Genomic DNA, 19,526 nt, shown 5'->3' with positions numbered 1-19,526 from the left:
GTGCCCGGCTCGCTCAGGCGAACCGTTCCAGGAGGACCTGCCCGTGCGGGTCAATCTCGTCGTGGTCGAATTCGGCAACCACTTTTCCTCTGGCCATGACCAGAACCCTGTCGCACATCATCGCTTCGGAAATTTCCGAGCTGGCGATAATGACGGTTCCACCGGACCTCGCAAAGTCGCGGAGAAGTTCGTACATGTCTTCCTTGGCGCCCACGTCCACGCCACGGGTCGGTTCGTCGCAGATCAGCAGCTTTGCTGATCTCACAAGCCACCGGGCCAGGATGGCCTTCTGTTGGGTGCCACCGCTTAGCGTCTTCATGGGCTGGCCGATGCTGGAGATCTTCATGCCAAGCTGATCAGCCAGGCCCTGGGCAGCCTTCGCCTCTTGGCGGCTGTTCATCACAGAGAAGCGGCTGAACATCGGAAGGCTTGCGAGGGTGATGTTTCCGCCCACGCTCATGTCAGGGATGAACCCTTCCGCCTTGCGGTCCTGCGGCAATAGCCCGATGCTGCGGCGGATAGCGTCACGGGGCGTGCGGAACTCCACCCTTTTGCCCTCGAAGATAATGGACCCGCGGGTCTTTTCGCGGGCGCCTGCAAGAAGACTCGCCAGCTCGGACTGGCCACTGCCAATCAACCCGGAGATCCCGAGCACCTCACCCTGGTGCAGGTCGAACGTCACATCCGAGATCCTGGTGTCCTGGTGCAGGTCCGTGACGGACATCAGGATCTGATCACTGGGCCCGGCGCCGAGCCGCGGGCTGCGTTCGCCGCTCAGAGCAGCTTCGGCCAACGAGCCGGAGAGGTCCTGACCCACCATGGCGGTGACAACGTCGCTGGGTTTGCTGTCCGCGGTTGTGTACTCCACGACCTTGCGTCCATCCCGGAGGACGGAAACGGAATCACACAGCGAATACAGCTCATCCATGCGGTGCGAAATGTATAGCAACGTGACGCCTTCATCCGCCAGTCCCCGCAGCACTTCGAAGAGCCGGGCCACGTCCGGAAGCGGAAGGGTGGAGGTTGGCTCGTCCAGCAGGAGAATGCGGACGTCTTTGTGCAAAGCCTTAGCCAATTCAACGGCCTGCTGCTCCGCGACTGAAAAGCTGGAGACGGGGCGCCGCACGTCCAGGTCGAACCCGATCCGGGCAAGGGCGGCCTCCGCCTGGCTTTTCATCGCCGCCCAGTCCACCACGGGGCCCTTCATGGGAAGGGCCCCGAGGAAGATGTTCTCGGCGACGGAGAGGCTGGGCACCAGACTCAATTCCTGGTAGATCGTATGAATCCCGGCCTGCTGCGCGTCCTGGGGCGAACGGAAGCGGATTTGTTCGCCGCCGAGGAAAATAGATCCGCCGTCAGGCGTCTCCGCCCCGGACAGGATCTTCACCAGCGTGGACTTGCCGGCACCGTTCTGCCCGGCGAGGGCGTGGATGCTTCCACGACCGACACTGAGGTCAACCCCTTTAAGCGCCTGCACGCCGGGGTAGGACTTGGTGATTCCCTCGAGCCGCAGCTCCGCCTGGGCCAACACGGCCTCATCCATTGCCATGCCGCCCACCGGCCAGATCCAGCAGCGATTCCATGGACGGAAGCACCCGCGACATCATCGGCTTGTCCAGCATCTGATCCACCGTCATGTATGCAAGCGCCTGAATGGTCTGCGTCGGGTTGTAGCCGTGATAGCTGGGGAACTGGCCGCCGCCAATAACGAAGAGGTTGTTCACCTCGTGCGATCGCCCGAAGATGTCCACTACTGAGGTCGCGGGGTTCTCGCCCATCCGGTGGGTGCCCACCTCGTGCGTGGACAGATGATAGTCGGGGTTGGAGGTTTCTTCCCACCACGTTGTTAGGTTCATCTCGGCGGCGATCTTCCGCTTTTGCTTGAGCAGGAATTCGACGGCGCGCTGGTCCATCTCACTCCAGCCGTGGGTCATGCGGAGCACCGGCTGGCCGTACTGGTCCTTGCGGTTCGGATCCAGGTCGACGTACGTCTCATGGGTGGGGATGTTTGCGGTCTGGGAGTACATGGCCCAGATGCGCGTGTAGTTGTCCTTCATCCAATCGCGGAAGCCGGCTCCCCAGCGGGGTGCGTTCTCTGGCATGGCCTGGGCAATTTCCAACGGCTGGTAGTCGCCCGGCCAGCTGATGATCGGGGCGCCCCAGAAGACGCTTGGATCGTAGTCGTGAACCAGTTCGCCGCTGAAGTCCTCGATGGCAGTCGAAGCTACCAGGGGACCCATAAACGGGTTGGACGACTCCGGCGTCAGGCCCATGAAGAAGCCGAAGGCGTGGGTCATCAGGTGCTTGCCGACCTGCCCGTTCTTGTTGATACCCGATGCAAGCATCAGACGGGCGTTCTCCAGGGCGTAGCAGGCCAGGACCACGCGGTCCGCTTCGATGTCAACGGACCTGCCTTGGGGATCGTAGTAGGAAACGCCGGTAGCGCGGCTGCCGTCATTGGACATGTTGACTTTGTAGACACGGCAATAGTCCCGGACTTCGAGATTTCCGCTCTTAAGGCCGTCGGGCAGGGTGGCCACGTGGGTTGAGGTCTTGGCGTTGACGTGGCAGGCGTAGCCGTGGCAGAAACCGCAGTAGGTGCAGCCCGAACGGTCTTTGAAGGGTTCGGAGGCGATGGCCGCTGCCGTTCGGAACGGATGGAAGCCGAGCCGGCTGCAGGCCTCGGCGAAACGCTGGTCGGCCGGACCCTGGCGAAGCGGCGGCATGGGGTAGTCCCGGGCGCGGGGCGCTTCCCACGGGTTCTTGCTCAGGTGCTCCTCACCGGCAATGTTGTTGCCGCGGCCGGAGATGCCCAAGTCCCATTCGACGCGGTCGTAGTAGGGCTCCAGATCCTGGTAGCTGATCGGCCAGTCCTCGAGCGTGTTGTCCTCGGGGAGGAAGTCCTTGCCGAGCCGCTCTTCGATGGTGCTCTTCATCGTGAACTCTGTCTCGCGGAACCTCCAGCAGGCTCCGCCCCAGTGGATAGAGCCCCCACCGGTCCCGAGCGAGGGGGGAAGGTGCAGTGGGTTGACGGTGCCCAGTGGTCCGTCGACCCAGGGCAGGAGCTTTGATGAGTCCTTGCTTCCCTCACGCCATGTCATCGGGTCGCTGGTCATGTTCGGGATGATGGCACCGCGGGCGTAGTACCGGATTTCGTCGAACTTCATCTTGAAGTCCTCATCCGTGTAGGCGGGACCCTTGTCCAGGCAGACGACTTTCAGACCCTGTTGGGCCAGTTCGGAGGCTACGATCGCGCCGGATGCGCCTGCCCCGACTACTATGACATCGAATTTTTTCTGCGCCACGGCGTCACTTCACCTCGTTTGAGTAGTACTGCTTGTTGTCTGTCATCTTGCTCAGGTCGCGGCGCAGGTCGGAGAGGGTTTTGATGACGATGGTTGAAGCGTCAAATCCGGGCTTCATTTGTTCGGCCGTGTAGCCCCACTGGGCTCCGGGGAAGCCCACGAGCTTCCACCCGACCGTGTCGCGATTACCGCCGTAAACCGGGTCGCAGAAGTACCCCTCAACGGTGTGCTCCCGGATAACGGCGAACAGGCGGCGCAGGATCTCCCTGTCGACCCGGACCGATGAGTCCGCGAGGCGCCGGTGTCCGTCGTCGACGATGTCCTGATCGAGCGGTTCAGGCAGCTGCCCGGAGGCAGGCGAGGCAGAAGTCTCGATGACTTCCGGTCCGAGCAGGTCTCGGACGATTTCATCCTGCTGGTCGGTCTCCAGCTCGTGGAACTGGGCGTGGAAGAGGTCGCTGCAGTACCGCTCGAGTTCCCGCAGTCCCAGGCGGTAAATGCGCTGCAGGTTGACGCTGAAGCCGGTCACTGACCGGTCGATGTAGTAGACGACGCCGGCTTCGGTGGCTCCGGCGTCGTCGCCGTTAGCGGGGATAATACGCTCCGCAACGGCTTCAACGGTCTTTGCTTGAAAGTCGGTGAAGTAGGTCAGTGCCATGGATTCGACTGGAGGAGACGTTGTTTGTTTTTGATTCACGATGCTTGTCTTTCGAAGTGGCTCGTCGAGGGACGTAGGCTATTCAGCGGCGCGGACGTAGGTGTCCTGCGGCTTGTGAAAGGTCTTGGCGTTATCGGGCGTGACGAGGCTTGTCTTGATGAATGTTGTCTGCCCGGGGCACTTGGATGAGTCCTTGTTGAACGCCGCCAGTGCCATTTTCACAGCCGTTGCGCCCTGGTCCCACGGCTGGTTGGAAGCGTCCGCCTGCAACGGTCCATTGGGGTCGTCGAGCATCTGCTTCACAGATGTCATGCCGCCGTCATAGCTTCCTTCGATTACGTTGTCCCAGATGCCGGCTGACTTCAGGCCTTGTTCGATGCCGCCCTGCATGACGTCGCTCATGCTGAAAACGATTTTCAGGTCCGGGTTGGACGTCGCCACGTCCCGGATCGGAGACAGGGCAGTGTCGGGCTTCCAGGACCCGTACTTCAGGGGAAGCTCCACGGTCTTGATGCCGGGATATTTGTTGATGACCTCTTTGTAGCCCTGCATAAATCCGCTGTAGCGAAGCTCGCTGATGACGTCACCGGGGAATCCGCCGATGCCGACGAGCTTGAACTCCCCGGTCTCACCAAATTTGGCCACGGCCTTCTTGGCAATGTCAGCCCCGGCCAGGGCGCCGGTGGCTTTCTGGTCTTCGGCCACGTAGCAGAACATGTTCGGAACGAGGGACGGATCGAGGTTCGAGTTGACGGTGATCAGGGGGATTCCTGCCGCCTTGAGTGCCTGCACCGAGGGGCCCACGCCGATCGGATCGTTGGCATTCATGATCACCACGTCCACGTTTTTGGTGATCAGCGTCTGGACATCGGCGTTCTGGCGGACGGTGTCACCGTTGGCGTCCAGGAGCTCGATCTTTGCCCCCATCTTCTCCGCTTCGGCTTTCCCGCCATCCACGAGGGTTTTCCACCAGTCGCTGCCGCTGATTCCCCGTTGGGACCAGCCGATGACGAGGCCTTTTCCTGTATTCTTTTCTGCGGTGTCTCCTGCCGGTGCGGCGCTTGCCCCGCAGCCCGACAGTGCGAGTGCAAGACCCGTCGCCGCCAGCATTCCTGCGAATTGAAGCCGGCGTTTCCCCGTCGGCGATGTTGAACTGCTCATTCCTACACTCCTTTTGTGTTACAGACGCGGTGCCGGATACTGCCGCACCGTCCTCGCAAATTTGAGCAGGCCTTCCAAGGCCTTGCTATTGCCGACAGAGCGATCGCCCAGGTCTCCTACGCTTGACCCGGGCGATCGTTTGCCGAAAGCCGCTACCGTAGATCAACCGAAAAGCAGGCCTCTAGTCGATCGAGGTAAAGACTCCCCGCTGTTCGAGCAGTTTGATGTTGCTGGCCCGGAGTTCGCGTTCGCGGGCCAGCCAGCCTTCGGCCGGCGGCTCGTTGAGGTACTGGTTCTTCGGGTAAATCGGTTCGGCATAGATCGCGGCGTACTGTTCGGTGCGCAAATCCTTGAAGCCGTTGAAAACGCCGTTAGACTGGCGTGCCCTGCGCAGCGCGTCGATGTCGATGACGGTGCTGACGAAGGTGTCGCCGGGGGTGATGCCCGACTGCTCGACAATGATCTGACCCTTGTGGTCTACAATCATGGACTTGCCCCCGAAGAGGTCGTTCAGGACACCGTCCGGACCGATCTCCGGGCCGAGGTTGGGTGCCACGACGACGGCGTTGTTAAACATGGCGTGGGCTTTGTTCTGCGTTTCCCACATCCCATTCATCGTCTGCGGCTCGATGAGCGTTGCGCGGATCAGGATCTCCGCGCCGTTCATTGCCAGGCCACGGGCTATTTCCGGGTAGGCGCCCTCGTGGCAGATGATGTAGCCGATGTTGCCGATGTCGGGGGTCTTAGCCACGGGGTAGATGGCGTCCATGATCCGGCCATCACCCTTCTTCTGGATCCACTCATCCCACAGGTCATGGGGATTGGTGGTGCCCAAGGTGCCGCCTTCAAAGCCGTCGCTGGTGGCCTTGGCGCGCCGGTAAATCACCTCGCCCTGCGGGTTGATCATGAAGGCCACGTTGAAGTAGCGATCCGGGAAATCGTCGTCCGCTACGAGATACAGCTCTCCGGCGATGTAGGTATCAAGTTCGCGAGCTGCCTTGCCCAACTCGTCGGTTTCGGGGCCGGGGATGGTTCGGGCAAACTTCTTCTCTGCCTCGCGGTTCCCGGCAGTGAAGGCCATGTGCATACCCTGGATCGCCATCTCGGGGATAACCACCAGCTTGACGGGGGCGCCTTCGGTAGCTGCCACACCCACTGCCGTTTTCATGAAGCCGATGATGCGCTTCGTGTTCGCCAGCGCATCTTCGGGCTCCCGGATGGGCTTCTGGACGGGGGACAAAGCCACCACGGTGTACGGCTGCGTCATTGGTCAACTCCTTCGTCGAATGCTCGAGCTCGTCCTCGGCTGAGAGCCATGTTAGCGCACACTCAGGGTCCGTCAATAGGGCTTTTGAACAAATTTAAAATGAGATGGGGACAGTATTCGAACCGGATACTCAGTAGAAGTCGCAGGTCAAAGATGGAAGGTCCCGAGCAACAGAATCCCCAGAATCCCCTTGTTTTTAGCGGAATTTTCAGGCTCTGGATCTACAAATCATGTGCGTGCATGGCCTACTGAGGAAACCATTGGCCGAATCCTCGGCGTCTTGCGCAGGCTCCAACAGATGGCTACAGGCGGCCTGAGTGAGCGTTCACTTACCTTTCCCAATTGGGCCAGTTTCTGCTCTAATAAGAGTCTGGTTGTTAGCGCTAACGAAAACTTCAGCCCGCGCATCGGCGGACTGATTATTGGAGGACTTTATGGGCGTCACAGAGGACGGCAGTGAAAACTATGTGATTGGGGTCGATTACGGCACCCTGTCGGGCCGGGCCGTGGTGGTCCGGGTTCGTGACGGCAAGGAGCTCGGCAGTGGGGTGTTCGACTACCCACACGCTGTGGTCACTGAGGTGCTTCCGGCCGACGTGACGGGCGACGGCGCGACGCGCCTTCCGGGCGAATGGGCGCTTCAGGTGCCTGATGACTACCGGGGCGTGCTTCGGCACGCTGTGCCGGCGGCGATCGCGGATGCAGGCATTGACCCGTCAGCGGTGGTCGGTATTGCGACGGACTTTACGGCGTGCACCATGGTGCCGGTCAAGGCGGACGGCACCCCGCTGAACGAACTGCCAGGCTTCGCCAACCGGCCGCACGCCTACGTCAAGCTCTGGCGTCACCATGCGGCACAGGGCCAGGCCGACCGCATCAACGCACTTGCCTCCGAGCTGGGCGAGACGTGGCTTCCGCGCTACGGTGGGCTGATCTCGTCCGAGTGGGAGTTCGCCAAGGGGCTGCAGTTGCTGGAAGAGGATCCGGAAGCCTACACGGAGATGGACCACTGGGTGGAAGCCGCGGACTGGATCGTCTGGCAGCTGTGTGGCAACTATGTCCGCAACGCCTGCACCGCCGGCTACAAGGGCATCTACCAGGACGGAACGTACCCGTCCGAGAACTTCCTGGCCGCCCTGAACCCGCAGTTCAAGGACTTCGTCAGCGCCAAGCTCGACCATACGATCGGCCGCCTCGGCGACGCCGCAGGCTTCCTCACCGCCGAGGCCGCCGCTTGGACCGGGCTGCCGGAGGGCATCGCCGTGGCCGTGGGCAATGTGGATGCCCACGTCACCGCTCCGGCCGCCAAGGCGGTAGAGCCAGGCCAACTCGTGGCCATCATGGGCACGTCCACCTGCCACGTCATGAACGGTGACGTGCTACGTGAAGTGCCCGGCATGTGCGGGGTGGTCGACGGCGGCATCGTGGAAGGACTCTGGGGCTACGAGGCCGGCCAGTCCGGTGTGGGGGACATCTTCGGGTGGTTCACCAAGTACGGCGTGCCGCCGGAATACCACCAGGCTGCGGCGGCCGCGGGTCTGGGCATCCACGAATACCTCACGCAACTGGCAAGCGGGCAGATGATTGGCGAGCACGGGCTGATCGCCCTCGACTGGCATTCGGGAAACCGCTCTGTGCTCGTGGACCATGAACTGTCCGGTGTGGTGGTGGGCCAGACCCTAGCGACCCGTCCAGAGGACATCTACCGGGCGCTCCTGGAGGCGACGGCCTTCGGCACCCGCACCATCGTTGACGCTTTCCGCGACTCAGGGGTGCCGGTGAAGGAATTCATCGTGGCCGGCGGCCTGCTGAAGAACAAACTCCTGATGCAGATCTACGCCGACATCACCGGGCTGCAGCTCTCCACCATCGGCTCCGCCCAGGGGCCCGCCCTCGGGTCGGCCATTCACGCGGCCGTCGCCGCCGGCAAGTACGCGGACGTCCGGGCAGCCGCGGCGGCCATGGGCTCGGCACCTGGAGCCGTCTACACCCCCATCCCGGACAATGTCGCAGCCTACGAGGAACTCTTCCGGGAGTACCGCACCCTGCACGACTACTTCGGCCGGGGAACCAACGACGTCATGCACCGGCTCAAGTCCATCCAGCGCAAGGCAGCCATCCAGCGCAACGACGCCAAGACCTTCCTCACCGAAAGTGTGCCCGCATGAGCTCACTCCTGAACACCCTGGCCCGCATCCGGGCCGAGGTCTGCGCCCTCCACGCCGAACTCACCCGCTACGAACTGGTGGTCTGGACCGCCGGCAACATCTCAGCCCGCGTTCCCGGCTACGACCTCATGGTGATCAAGCCCTCTGGCGTTTCATATGACGACTTGACCCCCGAACTCATGGTGGTTACGGACCTGTACGGCACCCCGGTCACGAGCCTGTCCGCCGATGCCGACGGCGAACCGGCGGAGTGGGACAACCCTGCCCTGACCCCATCCTCGGACACGGCCGCCCACGCGTACGTCTACCGGCACAGGCCGGAGGTCGGGGGTGTGGTGCACACCCACTCCACCTACGCCACGGCCTGGGCCGCACGCGGCGAAGCGATCCCATGCGTGCTGACCATGATGGGTGATGAATTCGGCGGCACCATCCCGGTGGGTCCCTTCGCGTTGATCGGCGACGACTCGATCGGCCGCGGCATCGTGGAGACGCTGCAGGGATCGAACTCCCCGGCCGTGCTGATGCAGAACCACGGCCCCTTCACCATCGGTAAGGATCCCCGATCCGCCGTCAAGGCCGCCGTGATGTGTGAGGAAGTGGCCCGCACGGTCCATGTCGCCCGGCAACTCGGCGAGCCGCTTCCCATCGATCCGGACCAGATCGAATCCCTCTATGCCCGCTACCAGAACGTCTACGGCCGTTAGGCCCCACAAGCTGGCCGTTACCCCCCTCCCCCCACACATAACTTGGCCGTCAGGCCGCACAACCCGGGCGCTAGGCCCACAACTTTTCAGGAGAAACACATGTCCGACGCAAACAGCACCTCCCTCGAGCACTACGAGGTCTGGTTCCTCACCGGCAGCCAGCACCTGTACGGCGAGGACGTCCTGAAGCAGGTGGCAGCGCAGTCCCAGGAGATCGTCGCCGCCCTGAACGAGTCCTCGGAAGTCCCGGTCAAGCTGGTCTGGAAGCCCGTGCTGACGGACTCGGACGCGATCCGCCGCACCGCGCTGGAAGCCAACTCGGATGATGCGGTGATGGGCGTGACGGCCTGGATGCACACGTTCTCCCCGGCCAAGATGTGGATCCAGGGCCTGGACCTGCTCCGCAAGCCGCTCCTGCACCTGCACACGCAGGCGAACGTGGAACTGCCGTGGGCGGACATCGACTTCGACTTCATGAACCTGAACCAGGCCGCGCACGGCGACCGGGAGTTCGGCTACATCCAGTCGCGCCTCGGCATTCCGCGCAAGACCGTGGTGGGCCACGTGTCCAACCCCGAAGTGTCCCGCCAGGTGGGATCCTGGCAGCGCGCCTCGGCCGGCTGGGCGGCCGTCCGGACCCTGAAGCTCACACGCTTCGGCGACAACATGCGCAACGTCGCCGTCACCGAAGGTGACAAGACCGAAGCCGAGCTGCGCTTCGGCGTCTCCGTCAACACCTGGTCCGTCAACGAACTCGCCGATGCGGTGCACGGCACCGCAGAGTCCGACGTCGACGCGCTGGTTGCGGAGTACGAGCGCCTTTACGACGTGGTTCCGGAGCTTCGCGCCGGCGGTGCCCGCCACGAGTCGCTGCGCTACAGCGCCAGGATTGAGCTGGGCCTCCGCAGCTTCCTGGAGGCGAACGGCTCCGCGGCCTTCACCACCTCGTTTGAGGACCTGGGCGCGTTGCGCCAGCTGCCGGGCATGGCGGTCCAGCGGCTCATGGCCGATGGCTACGGGTTCGGCGCCGAGGGCGACTGGAAGACCGCCATCCTGGTCCGCGCGGCCAAGGTGATGGGCGCGGGCCTGCCCGGCGGAGCGTCGCTGATGGAGGACTACACGTACCACCTGGAGCCTGGCGCGGAGAAGATCCTGGGCGCCCACATGCTCGAGGTCTGCCCCTCCCTGACCGCCACCAAACCGCGCGTCGAAATCCACCCGCTGGGTATCGGCGGCAAGGAAGATCCGGTCCGGATGGTGTTCGACACCGACGCCGGCCCAGGCGTCGTGGTGGCGCTGTCCGACATGCGCGACCGTTTCCGACTTGTGGCGAACGCCGTCGACGTCGTGGACTTGGACGAGCCGCTGCCGAACCTGCCGGTGGCCCGGGCGCTCTGGTCGCCGAAACCCGACTTTGCCACGTCGGCCGCCGCCTGGCTCACCGCCGGCGCCGCGCACCATACCGTCCTGACCACCGCCGTCGGCATGGACGTGTTCGAGGACTTCGCCGAGATCGCCCAGACGGAGCTGCTGACCATTGACGACGGCACCACCATCCGCGGCTTCAAGAAGGAACTCGCCTGGAACGCCGCCTACTACAAGCTGGCCGGCGGGCTGTGAACGGAGCCGAATACGGGCTTCGGCACGGGCCGTACACCGCGCTGATTACCGCGCGGGGAGCGGCGGTGCGCGTGTTGCAGCATAGGGGGCGGGACCTTGTGGTCCCGTTCCCGGCCGGCGGGCCCAACCCGCACTTCCGCGGCGTTGTTGTTGCGCCCTGGCCGAACCGGATTCCGGACGGGAAGTACACCTTTAACGGCGTGGACTACCGGGTTCCGGTGAATGAACCGGACCGGGAGTCCGCCCTGCACGGCTTCACCCCGGAGCTCGATTGGACGCTGGAGGCCAGGACAGAAAACACCCTGGGTCTGTCCTGCAGGATCGAGCCGACGCCGGGGTACCCCTTCGCGTTATCGATCACCGCCTGCTACCGGCTGGATGGCGACGGCCTGCATACGGCCGTGACGGCAGCCAATGCGGGGGAGCGAACCGCTCCCTACGGGGTCTGCCCGCACCCCTACCTGCGGGCAGGACCTGCGCCGCTGGACGAATGGAGCCTGGAAGTCCCCGCCGGGAGGTTCCTTGAGGTGACGCCGGACCGGCTGCTGCCGCTTGCCACCCGTCCCGTTGCAGGACACGCATATGACTTCCGTACCGCCCGCGTCATCGGCTCCACTGCGATCGACAACGCCTTTACCGACATTGCGTTCGACGGCGGCGGGCGGGCAAGCGTCGTCGTCCGGGACCCGGGCGGGACCGGAGTGGGCATGGCGTGGGACCGCAGCTGCCCCTGGCTGCAGATTCATACGGCTGACAAAGAGCACCCTTCGCCTAACCGCTTGGGACTGGCCGTCGAACCGATGACCTGCCCGCCCGATGCGTTCAACAGCGGCCAGCATCTGGTGCAGCTCCAACCCGGCGCGTCCCATGAAGCGTCATGGAGCATCTACGCCTCCTGACCGCACGAGTCAACTGCGCGCTGGTCAGAGCGCTGCCTCCGAGGCACGGCGCCTATCGCAAATTACCTTCAAAGGAGCGAAAAATGTCAGTAGAACCGGGCAACAGGCGTCCACCCGTGATGGTGGACGTGGCCAGGTTGGCCGGCGTTTCACACCAGACTGTCTCGCGCGTCCTCAATGCCCATCCGAACGTCAGCACGGTAACCCGAGAGCGAGTCGAAAAGGCCATCGCGGAGTTGGGCTATCGCCGCAACACGGCAGCGCGCAGCCTGGTCACGAGACGCTCCCAGATCATCGGCGTTCTGGGAAGTGACCTGTCCCATTACGGTCCGGCCAATACGCTCCTCGGGGTGCAGCAGGCAGCGCGCGACAAGGGCTATTTCGTCAGCATGGCCAGCCTCGATGAAGTCACACCGGCCGCGATTAAGGACGCCCTCGAATACTTCATGATGCAGTCGGTGGACGGCATCGTCGTCATTGTGCCCCACGAGACCATGTTTGAATCGCTAAGCACCATCAGCATGTCTGTCCCGCTGGTGGCCGTGGGCTTCGGCGTTGACGAGCGGCTGAGCGTCGCCGCGGTGAACCAGCGGATGGGTGCCAGCCTCGCCGTACAGCACCTGCTGGACCTTGGGCATACGGCCATCGCGCATATTTGCGGGCCGCCGGACTGGATCGACGCAGCCGCCCGTATTCAGGGATGGCGTCACACCCTCGCCGCGGCGGGGCTGTCGGATTCAGCACTGATCAGGGGCGATTGGAGCGCAGAAAGCGGCTACCGCGCCGGACTTGAGTTGGCGGCAAGAGGCAATGTCACCGCGTTGTTCGCGGCAAATGACCAAATGGCCCTCGGAACCTTGCGCGCCTTTAACGAAGCCGGCGTGCGCGTTCCAACGGATATCAGCGTAGTCGGTTACGACGACCAGCCCGAAGCCGCCTACTTCGGCCCGCCGCTCACCACGGTCAATCAGGGCTTCAAGCAGCTGGGGGCCCGCTCCGTGCAGATGCTCCTTTTCGATATGGCCACCGGCCACTCAGGAGCATCCTTGGTCGTAAACCCGAAGCTCGTTGTTCGATCCTCAACAGCCCGGCCATCGCCCGGGGCGTACGCCCCAGGGGCCAAGGTGGGCTAAAGCCTGATCCTGGCACAGCAAAACTCTGCGCCGTCGAAACCCCAACCAGCCGCAAAGGAAAAACCCACCGCGTTACCCCTCACCGAACGCATCAATATCTATGGACAAACCGCCACGCCCTTGATGGCGCTGCCCCGGTTCGCTCCATGGACTTGTTCAAGATCATGTTTAGGAGCACGTTTCGGGACCATCCGTACTCGACAGCGGCACACACGTACCAGTCTCTGTCGTTCTGGGTCGGGAGCTTATCGAGCAACACCGTGATGTGCCCCCATGGCAATTTGCGCAACAGGCTGTTGCGCAATTGAGGCGACCGTCCAGGCCTTGGCAAAGGTGGTCATGTATTGGAGGTTCCGGGGGAGAACCCCTTCATCTCAGGGAATTCGGTACGCAGGTCCTCGGCCAACCTTTTGATGACGCTACTGCCCCTCTGGCTATCCTGCTGTGCCCGCACGTCATTCCCGATGGACCAGTACAGCTCGATGAGCTGGGTGATAACAGTCCTTATCGCCGCGGTGCGTGCAGCCCGTACCCGGTTTTTGAGCTCACTGAGAAGGTCGGTGTAGCCGGAGGGAAGAGCGAGGTCACGGGCATCAGTCATGAACTTGATCCTATCGACCAAGGCCCATCCGGCATGCCAACTCCCCCCAACAGTCAGGTGCTTAGCGGCTGGGACCGCTCTTGGTGCGTTCTGCGCCGGCCGATATCCCTGTGCGTGACTTTCTGGCCTTTGCGGCGCCCTTGCCCACGGTTACCGCCGCGCTGGGGTGTGTGCCCTCGCTGCGCGCTGCGGCGAGGCGTCCACGAATCTGGGTTTCATTCGCGCCGGTGCTTGCCAGGGAATCTGCGAATTTCTCGTGGTGTTCGGCCGAGCCGTAGTCGGCGGCCGCCGCGCTCTCTGCTTTCAGACCCTGGTCCTCTAGCCGGCTGTCGTTGCCGGTGACACGGTTCTCGATCTCGCGGCCGAGTCCTTCCATCCGGGCGAAGAGTTCATTCTCGGCTCGTTCGTACCGCTGTTCCACTGACGTCCGCTCGGAGCCTTTGAACCCGCCCTCTGCCAGGAGCTTGGCCTCGTGCATCTCCTTGGCCGCCTTCACGAACGCAGGATCCTCGAAGTGCGAGTCACCGGCACCGTTGGCGGTCGCGGTGGTTTCCTTCCGCAGCTGGTCAAGGTCGGGACCGTTGATCCCGTCCTTGCCGATAAGGAACAGCCGTTCCTTCACGATGGCGTCTGCTGCTTCCAGCGCCTTGGGCGTTTTCGCTGAGTGGGCGGTCTGCAATGCCTGCGCCAGCTCCGGGTTGGCCAGGTACTCGACTGGCACCTGGTGGCGTTCCATTTCCGGGGCCAGTTTCGCGGCCTGTGCGCGGAGTTCTTCGGCGCGGGACGCTGCAATCAACTGCATGCTCTTCTCGTGTTCCACGGCCGCTTTGCGTGTCTCTTCCTGGCTGCGGGCCAGTTCGTCCTGCCGGTCCTTCTCCGTGGTGATCGTCTGGATACCTGATTCCAGATATTCGGCGTCCGCGCCGACGTCGTGGGTGTCGATGCCGTAGCGGGTGAGGACTTCCTGACGGATCTTCTCGGAGGCTGCCAGCGCTGCCGGGTCGTGGTTCTTCCATCCTTCGGCTACGGCGTGTGCCGTGGCGATGTCGCTCGGCTGTGCCTTGTCCCACCACTGGTCCTTCTCCACGGGTGCCAGTGCTGCATGCGCGGTACTGCGTTCGGCAGCGAGGCGCGCCTGGGCTTCGTGCGCTGCCTGGGCGTCCTGGTGTTCCTGTTGCCGCTGGCTCTCCTGGCGCCGGCGTGCCAGTGTTTCGGCAATGCGTGAGGCGATCATCAGCGACTGCCGAAGGCCGCCGTCCAGGACGTCATCCATTCCATCTGATTCACTCATGCTGTTCCCCTTGCAGTTGGTGGTGGTGGTCTTTATCGGTCGAGGCCCGACCCGGAGTCGCGCCGGCTGGGCTGGGAGGTCTTCGTCGGCGTTGGCGTCGTTGGCATCGCGGATCCGGGACGGATGGGTACCATTCCGCGCCGGGCGATATCGATGGCCCTGGGCGCCACTACAGCCTCAGGGGCCGGCTGCTGCCCGGCACCCACCAAAACCGCCTTAGGCATGGTCGCGGTGAACGGCGCCAGCTGCTCCTCGACCACGGATCGAATGCGCTGAGCCTCACGGGTCCGCCCGGACTGGGCATGCATTTCATACACGGCAAAGGCCGTGTTGATCAGCTGCACCATAAGTGCCGTTTGCGCAGCCGTCTTGTTCTTGCTCGAGGCGGCCATGAACAACATGGCAGTACCGGCAATCGATGGGAGAGCGACGGGTTTGCTGTGCTGCCGTGGCGCGCGCAACTGCGCGGTACGGGACAGCTCAGCAGCGGTGGCCGCCAGCGGTCCGGGCGTCGGTTCAAGCCGGTAGGACCATGCCGCGAACGCTCCTGATACTTCCCGTGCAGCCTTCGCCCAGGTCGCGTGATCGTCACGTGGGATGGTGCGCAGTTGGTCCGCCAGTGCGGTCGCGTTGCGGGTGTACTCCACCCACGCTTCCGCTGGCGGCGTTGCGTTCTCGGGTCCGGTTCTGGAGACCGTGCGCTTGTTCCGTGCCGCCGCGTTCCACTCCGCTGCGGCTTCGGTTGCCAGGTGCGGGGTGTCGAGCCATTCTTCGCGGAGTGCGCCGAGTTTCAGGTCGGAGGCGAGGGTCCCGCCGCCGAACCAGATTGGCCGTTCTCCCTGCATGGGGCGTTCGGCTACGGAGTACCCGACGATGACGTCGGTGGTGTTCTTCGCGTAGCGCGGCCGGACCAGCAGGCCGGTGTCGCGGGCCCGGCGGACGAACTCCGCTTCGGTCGCTGAGGCGCTGGCGCTGGCACGTACTTTCCGTGCCAGCGATGACCGGTGCATTTCGCGGTCGTCCCTGATGGCGGTGGCTTTCTCGGCCGGGTCGTATCCACGGGTGGCGTGCACGGTGGAGAGCTGTTCCAGACCGTACTTGACCTCCAGCTCACGGCACGATTCTTGCGCCTTCTTGTAGTCACCATGGGTGGAGGCTTTGGTGCCGTCCTCGCGGACGAGAGACACTGCCAGGTGAATGTGGTGATTGCCGTTCTCACTCGTGCCGTGGTTCACCGCGGCCCATCGACAGGGAGCCTTGCCGCTGGCTTCGGTAAAGCCCATGGAGTCCACGAAGTCGTTGGCGATATCGCCCCACTGCTGGTCAGTCAGTGCGCCTTCTTCGGCGCGCAGGCTCAAGGAACAGTGCCACACACTGGCGTCCTTGTACCCGACGTGGACGCGCTCCCTCTTGGACGCGTCCCACTGCATGTCTTTGATCTGAACCGAGACGTCGAACAACTTGCGCGGCTGATCCAGATGCTTGGCGATGGCCAGGGCGTCGTTGCGGTCCAGCACACCGTCGTCGTACCACGCCATGATGGCCGCGTCGCCGGCAACCAGGTGCGGGTCCGTGTGTGCATTCTTTGTCTTGTTGGCGTCGGTCGATGCCAGGTAAACCATGAGCCCGCCCATGCGCGAACCGCGAGTGATGTTTGGGATCATCCCTACATCAACCCCTCAATCGTGCGGTCGATGCGCATGGCCACGGAGCGGATGAACTTCAGCGCTTCCCGGGCTTCAACGGGGAACTCGCTGGTCGCGTTCGCCTGCCGAGCGAGCTGGTTGATGTTGTTCGAGGAACGGGCCAGAAGATTGTGGAGGGACATCAGTTCCGCAGCGATGGCGCGGCGTTCCGTAGGTGAATCGGAATGTTCCGAAAGTGCTGACGAAATAAGCAGGTTCGGAACCGTGACCTTCTCACGCTCAGCCCTGGCAACGAGCGCGGCTTCTTCCTCCACGGTGACCCACAGGTCACGGCGCTTCTTGGTGCCGGCGGGAGTGTTCTCCCGGCGTCGGCGCGACAGATTGGAACGGTGAGTGAACTCCTCATCCGACATTCCAATCCATCCCTTCAAAGGCCCAGCGCAGCGACCCCGAACGGGGACCACACTGACCAGTGTGCCGCACACGACCGCCAGTGTCGAGGACGACAAGCCACTTACACCCGTGTAAGTGTATAGCTTGCTCCGCGCGGTTCCTCCGCGCGGTTCGCTTTGCTCGTTTTTCTGCACCTTACGCGGCACACCCTGAAACCTGATCCTCAATGGCGCGGCGCACCGATAGAGTCGGGCATATGGACATCAACGACATTGCCGCGAAAGCGGCCGCCAAAATCGACGCTGCCCGCGACGTGAGAGTGAACGCCGTAAAAGCCGCTGCTGCCAGCGGTGTGGAGCTTCTGGAGGCAACACAACTACTGGCTGCCGCAGAGCAAAAGTATGCAAAGGACTACCAGTCCGCGTTACGAGCCGACTGGACTGAGTCGGACCTTCGTGGTTTTGGTCTGGACGCACCCGCCAAGAAGGCAAGCGGCCGTCCGCGCAGTGGCAAAGCCACACGGCAGACGAAGTCGGACGATGATTCACGCGAACCGTCGTCAACTCAGACATCGGGCACCGAGAGTCAGTAACCCCTCGCCCACATGGGCACGGCAAAAGCTAAAACCTTCGGGCTTTTCCCGCACACATCTGGACGACGGGACCCACCCGACCGGCTGCACACAACCACCACGTCACCTCGGTCAGGTATCTCACCCTGGGTTAGCGTTGTCTGTGCACAGCCTCGGTTAAGTGCGGGGCTGAGTACGGACAGGTTTCCCATGGTCCAAGCCACCATCTGCCCGGCCAACCCTTCGTGATGGCTGCCTTTTCTTCAGCCGGGAACACACATTGTTGAGGCTCCGCACCGGGCAGGTGCGGAGCCTCCTGTGTTTCTGTGGATGGCTTCCAAGGCCGGCCGAAAACGTGGATAGCGGGTGGCCGGGACGACGGGTCTTGAACGGTTAAACGGAGAAAGGCCGGCACGTTGGCCAGCCTTTCTCCGCTCCTCGGCAAAGGAAATCTATCTGCTTCAGCTTAGCTGAAGATAATCTGTGGTACGCAGCGGATCGGGGTACGTCATCGTTCCCGGTTATGGCGCCACTCATGGCTGCATTTTGGTGGTCGCGTTGAACGGCGGTCCGCCGCTGGTGAGTAAATGCTGTGGTTCGCCCTGGGCGGCGGACCGCCCGACTTTGGAAGGTTCCTGGCCCGGTAGTGGTGAGTGGCCGGGGGCCTTGCCGGGCGGTGGGGGTTCCGCCCGGCAAGTGGTTCTTATGCCGCCGTTTCCTCCTCGGCTGGCTTGCCGCTGTCGAGGATCAGATTCTCAACCTCGCTTGGCGTGTATCCCCAAGTGACCAATTGATTCAGGTAGTCCCTGTGGGGCTGAGACGAGGACCGCCACGAGTCCTTGGCGATCGTCTTCTCATACCCGGCGCAGACGAGTGCGATCAGGGAGAACTCGGGCCGTGCCGTGGATTTGCCCACGTGATCCCGCAGCGGGTTCCATCCCCATCGGCCGGACTCTTCCGACTTCGCGCCGACCATTTCTGCGGCCACCGTTCCCTCGTAGCCGCTGGCCGTCTCGGAGTGATGCGTGATCGCGTGAACGGTGAAGTACTGCCAGCCCTTCGGAGCCTGCTTCTTCGCCAACAGGTTCTTCACGAACTCCCGGCGTACGGTCGTGGCCGAAACCATGGCCTTATTGTTCGCTATCAGGGTCTTTCGCTCGGCCTTCTGCTCGTCGGTCATGGGGCCTTTCTGCGCGTTGCTGCCGCCGTCGTAGCGTTCGTACTTCGGCGTGAAACCCAGTTCCTTCCATCCGGTGATGGCAGGAGTCGGGTTATGCTGGCCCCGGTAGTCGGTGCTGACCACATAGGCGTTGGCGTCGTCGTCGGTGGCAGGTTCTCCGTCTGCCCGTTTGGCTGCCGAGACGTAAAGGTTCTCTTCGTCGGCGTAGTGTCCGGCATCCGCAACGACGGTCTTGCCCTGGGCCTCCAGTTCGGCGATCAGCGTGGCTAATGCGGCGGCACTTTCGCGACGGTCGCGCAGCAGCTGGGCGACGTGGAGCAGCTGGTCGGGTTCGTCCATGATGACCGATTCCAACTCGGCGAGGGCGTCCTCGTTCCCTTCGAATTCGGCCATGATGAGAGCGTCGTCGATGCTCCACCCTTTGCCCAGGGCGGTATCTCCGGCCTGTGATGCTTTGGCCTTCAATGCTCCATCGACGGTCGTCTTGGTCCGTCCGGTCTTCTTCGCGATCGCCGCCGCGGAAACCCCGATCAGGGACAGCTGGTGGTACGCGTCCGCTTCGTCCGCTTCGGTCAGTTCCGCGCGCTGGATGTTCTCCACTACCTGCGTCACGATCCTTTCCGCGTCGTCCGGGCTGTCGGTGATCATGACAGGGATCAGAGGGCGGGCGGCTTCCACCGCGCCACGGGTGCGGCGCTGTCCCATCAGCACGTGCACGGTGCCGTCGTCCTTGCGGTGAGCGATCACCGGTTCCAGTACGCCGTGTTCTTTGATGCTGGCTACGAACTCCTTGGTCAGTCCGGCGTCCTTGCGGACGTTGGTGTCCACGGTCAGGGTTGCCGGGTCGAGCCATTCGAGTACGGGTGTTGTGTTCATGGTGTTGCTCCTTCTTGCCGAGAAGTTGGGTGAGTGGGGCGACCAATGGT

At 63.2% G+C, this 19,526-nt stretch carries 15 protein-coding genes and 1 pseudogene; 6 read left to right on the top strand and 10 right to left on the bottom strand.

What is annotated here, in order from left to right; all coding sequences use genetic code 11:
* Positions 1–13: 13 nt before the first annotated feature.
* From QK290_RS14255 to QK290_RS14235, 5 genes are all read right to left on the bottom strand, one after another.
* The gene (locus QK290_RS14255; RefSeq protein WP_282331301.1) at positions 14–1,549 is read right to left on the bottom strand and encodes a sugar ABC transporter ATP-binding protein; all 1,536 of its coding nucleotides are present in this window, start codon (positions 1,547–1,549) and stop codon (positions 14–16) included.
* The gene (locus tag QK290_RS14250; RefSeq protein ID WP_282331300.1) at positions 1,536–3,305 is read right to left on the bottom strand and encodes a GMC family oxidoreductase; all 1,770 of its coding nucleotides are present in this window, start codon (positions 3,303–3,305) and stop codon (positions 1,536–1,538) included. Before QK290_RS14250 ends, QK290_RS14255 begins: the two co-directional genes overlap by 14 nt.
* A 4-nt stretch (positions 3,306–3,309) precedes the next feature.
* Positions 3,310–4,002, bottom strand: coding sequence for a gluconate 2-dehydrogenase subunit 3 family protein (locus QK290_RS14245; RefSeq protein WP_282331299.1), 693 nt, complete (start codon positions 4,000–4,002; stop codon positions 3,310–3,312).
* Positions 4,003–4,041: 39 nt separating this feature from the next.
* Positions 4,042–5,124 (bottom strand): substrate-binding domain-containing protein, encoded by a 1,083-nt coding sequence (locus QK290_RS14240; RefSeq protein ID WP_282331298.1) that lies wholly within the window; start codon positions 5,122–5,124, stop codon positions 4,042–4,044.
* Between the two features lie 181 nt (positions 5,125–5,305).
* Positions 5,306–6,391 carry a nitrilase-related carbon-nitrogen hydrolase gene (locus tag QK290_RS14235; RefSeq protein ID WP_282331297.1) on the bottom strand — a complete coding sequence of 362 codons (1,086 nt, stop codon included), beginning with the start codon at positions 6,389–6,391 and terminating at the stop codon, positions 5,306–5,308.
* Positions 6,392–6,825: 434 nt separating this feature from the next.
* Between QK290_RS14235 and araB the strand changes: the two genes are divergently transcribed.
* The 5 genes from araB to QK290_RS14210 all read left to right on the top strand — a co-directional run bounded on the left by araB (position 6,826) and on the right by QK290_RS14210 (position 12,918).
* A complete protein-coding gene (araB, locus tag QK290_RS14230; RefSeq protein ID WP_282331296.1) occupies positions 6,826–8,559 on the top strand; it encodes a ribulokinase in 1,734 nt (577 codons plus the stop codon).
* Entirely contained in the window at positions 8,556–9,266 is a 711-nt protein-coding gene (locus QK290_RS14225; RefSeq protein WP_282331295.1) for an L-ribulose-5-phosphate 4-epimerase, read from the top strand. Before araB ends, QK290_RS14225 begins: the two co-directional genes overlap by 4 nt.
* Positions 9,267–9,365: 99 nt before the next feature.
* The gene (gene araA, locus QK290_RS14220) at positions 9,366–10,886 is read left to right on the top strand and encodes an L-arabinose isomerase (RefSeq protein ID WP_282331294.1); all 1,521 of its coding nucleotides are present in this window, start codon (positions 9,366–9,368) and stop codon (positions 10,884–10,886) included.
* Positions 10,883–11,785, top strand: a complete 903-nt coding sequence (locus tag QK290_RS14215; protein ID WP_282331293.1) for an aldose 1-epimerase family protein — start codon at positions 10,883–10,885, stop codon at positions 11,783–11,785. Before araA ends, QK290_RS14215 begins: the two co-directional genes overlap by 4 nt.
* Before the next feature lie 83 nt (positions 11,786–11,868).
* On the top strand, positions 11,869–12,918 hold the full coding sequence (locus QK290_RS14210) for a LacI family DNA-binding transcriptional regulator (protein ID WP_282331292.1): 1,050 nt from the start codon (positions 11,869–11,871) through the stop codon (positions 12,916–12,918).
* 91 nt (positions 12,919–13,009) lie between these two features.
* On the opposite strand, the pseudogene QK290_RS14205 reads toward QK290_RS14210, so the two are convergent.
* The 4 genes and pseudogenes from QK290_RS14205 to mobC all read right to left on the bottom strand — a co-directional run bounded on the left by QK290_RS14205 (position 13,010) and on the right by mobC (position 16,869).
* Positions 13,010–13,519, bottom strand: a pseudogene (locus QK290_RS14205) (DUF1016 N-terminal domain-containing protein).
* Between the two features lie 61 nt (positions 13,520–13,580).
* Positions 13,581–14,810, bottom strand: a complete 1,230-nt coding sequence (locus QK290_RS14200) for a hypothetical protein (protein ID WP_282331291.1) — start codon at positions 14,808–14,810, stop codon at positions 13,581–13,583.
* Between the two features lie 32 nt (positions 14,811–14,842).
* The gene (locus QK290_RS14195) at positions 14,843–16,474 is read right to left on the bottom strand and encodes a relaxase/mobilization nuclease domain-containing protein (protein WP_282331290.1); all 1,632 of its coding nucleotides are present in this window, start codon (positions 16,472–16,474) and stop codon (positions 14,843–14,845) included.
* 2 nt (positions 16,475–16,476) lie between these two features.
* The gene (mobC, locus tag QK290_RS14190; protein WP_282331289.1) at positions 16,477–16,869 is read right to left on the bottom strand and encodes a plasmid mobilization relaxosome protein MobC; all 393 of its coding nucleotides are present in this window, start codon (positions 16,867–16,869) and stop codon (positions 16,477–16,479) included.
* Positions 16,870–17,105: 236 nt separating this feature from the next.
* Here mobC and QK290_RS14185 point away from each other — a divergent pair, with 236 nt between their 5' ends.
* Positions 17,106–17,441, top strand: a complete 336-nt coding sequence (locus tag QK290_RS14185) for a hypothetical protein (RefSeq protein ID WP_282331288.1) — start codon at positions 17,106–17,108, stop codon at positions 17,439–17,441.
* A 682-nt stretch (positions 17,442–18,123) separates the two neighbouring features.
* Here QK290_RS14185 and QK290_RS14180 read toward each other — a convergent pair.
* The gene (locus tag QK290_RS14180) at positions 18,124–19,476 is read right to left on the bottom strand and encodes a ParB/RepB/Spo0J family partition protein (protein ID WP_282331287.1); all 1,353 of its coding nucleotides are present in this window, start codon (positions 19,474–19,476) and stop codon (positions 18,124–18,126) included.
* Positions 19,477–19,526 lie beyond the last annotated feature (50 nt).

The organism is Pseudarthrobacter sp. AL07 (genome assembly GCF_029960665.1).
Classification (GTDB): Bacteria; Actinomycetota; Actinomycetes; order Actinomycetales; family Micrococcaceae; genus Arthrobacter.
Note: the sequence above shows the minus strand (reverse complement) of the source record. Positions and strands in the feature narration are given on the sequence as shown.

Excerpts from the sequence above, each read along its gene's own strand:
- QK290_RS14185 (WP_282331288.1), top strand. The coding sequence starts at position 17,106 with ATGGACATCAACGACATTGCCGCGAAAGCGGCCGCCAAAATCGACGCT.
- QK290_RS14240 (WP_282331298.1), bottom strand. The coding sequence starts at position 5,124 with ATGAGCAGTTCAACATCGCCGACGGGGAAACGCCGGCTTCAATTCGCA.
- QK290_RS14225 (WP_282331295.1), top strand. The coding sequence starts at position 8,556 with ATGAGCTCACTCCTGAACACCCTGGCCCGCATCCGGGCCGAGGTCTGC.
- QK290_RS14180 (WP_282331287.1), bottom strand. The coding sequence starts at position 19,476 with ATGAACACAACACCCGTACTCGAATGGCTCGACCCGGCAACCCTGACC.
- araA (WP_282331294.1), top strand. The coding sequence starts at position 9,366 with ATGTCCGACGCAAACAGCACCTCCCTCGAGCACTACGAGGTCTGGTTC.
- QK290_RS14235 (WP_282331297.1), bottom strand. The coding sequence starts at position 6,391 with ATGACGCAGCCGTACACCGTGGTGGCTTTGTCCCCCGTCCAGAAGCCC.
- QK290_RS14195 (WP_282331290.1), bottom strand. The coding sequence starts at position 16,474 with ATGATCCCAAACATCACTCGCGGTTCGCGCATGGGCGGGCTCATGGTT.
- QK290_RS14200 (WP_282331291.1), bottom strand. The coding sequence starts at position 14,810 with ATGAGTGAATCAGATGGAATGGATGACGTCCTGGACGGCGGCCTTCGG.
- mobC (WP_282331289.1), bottom strand. The coding sequence starts at position 16,869 with ATGTCGGATGAGGAGTTCACTCACCGTTCCAATCTGTCGCGCCGACGC.
- QK290_RS14255 (WP_282331301.1), bottom strand. The coding sequence starts at position 1,549 with ATGGCAATGGATGAGGCCGTGTTGGCCCAGGCGGAGCTGCGGCTCGAG.
- QK290_RS14210 (WP_282331292.1), top strand. The coding sequence starts at position 11,869 with ATGTCAGTAGAACCGGGCAACAGGCGTCCACCCGTGATGGTGGACGTG.
- araB (WP_282331296.1), top strand. The coding sequence starts at position 6,826 with ATGGGCGTCACAGAGGACGGCAGTGAAAACTATGTGATTGGGGTCGAT.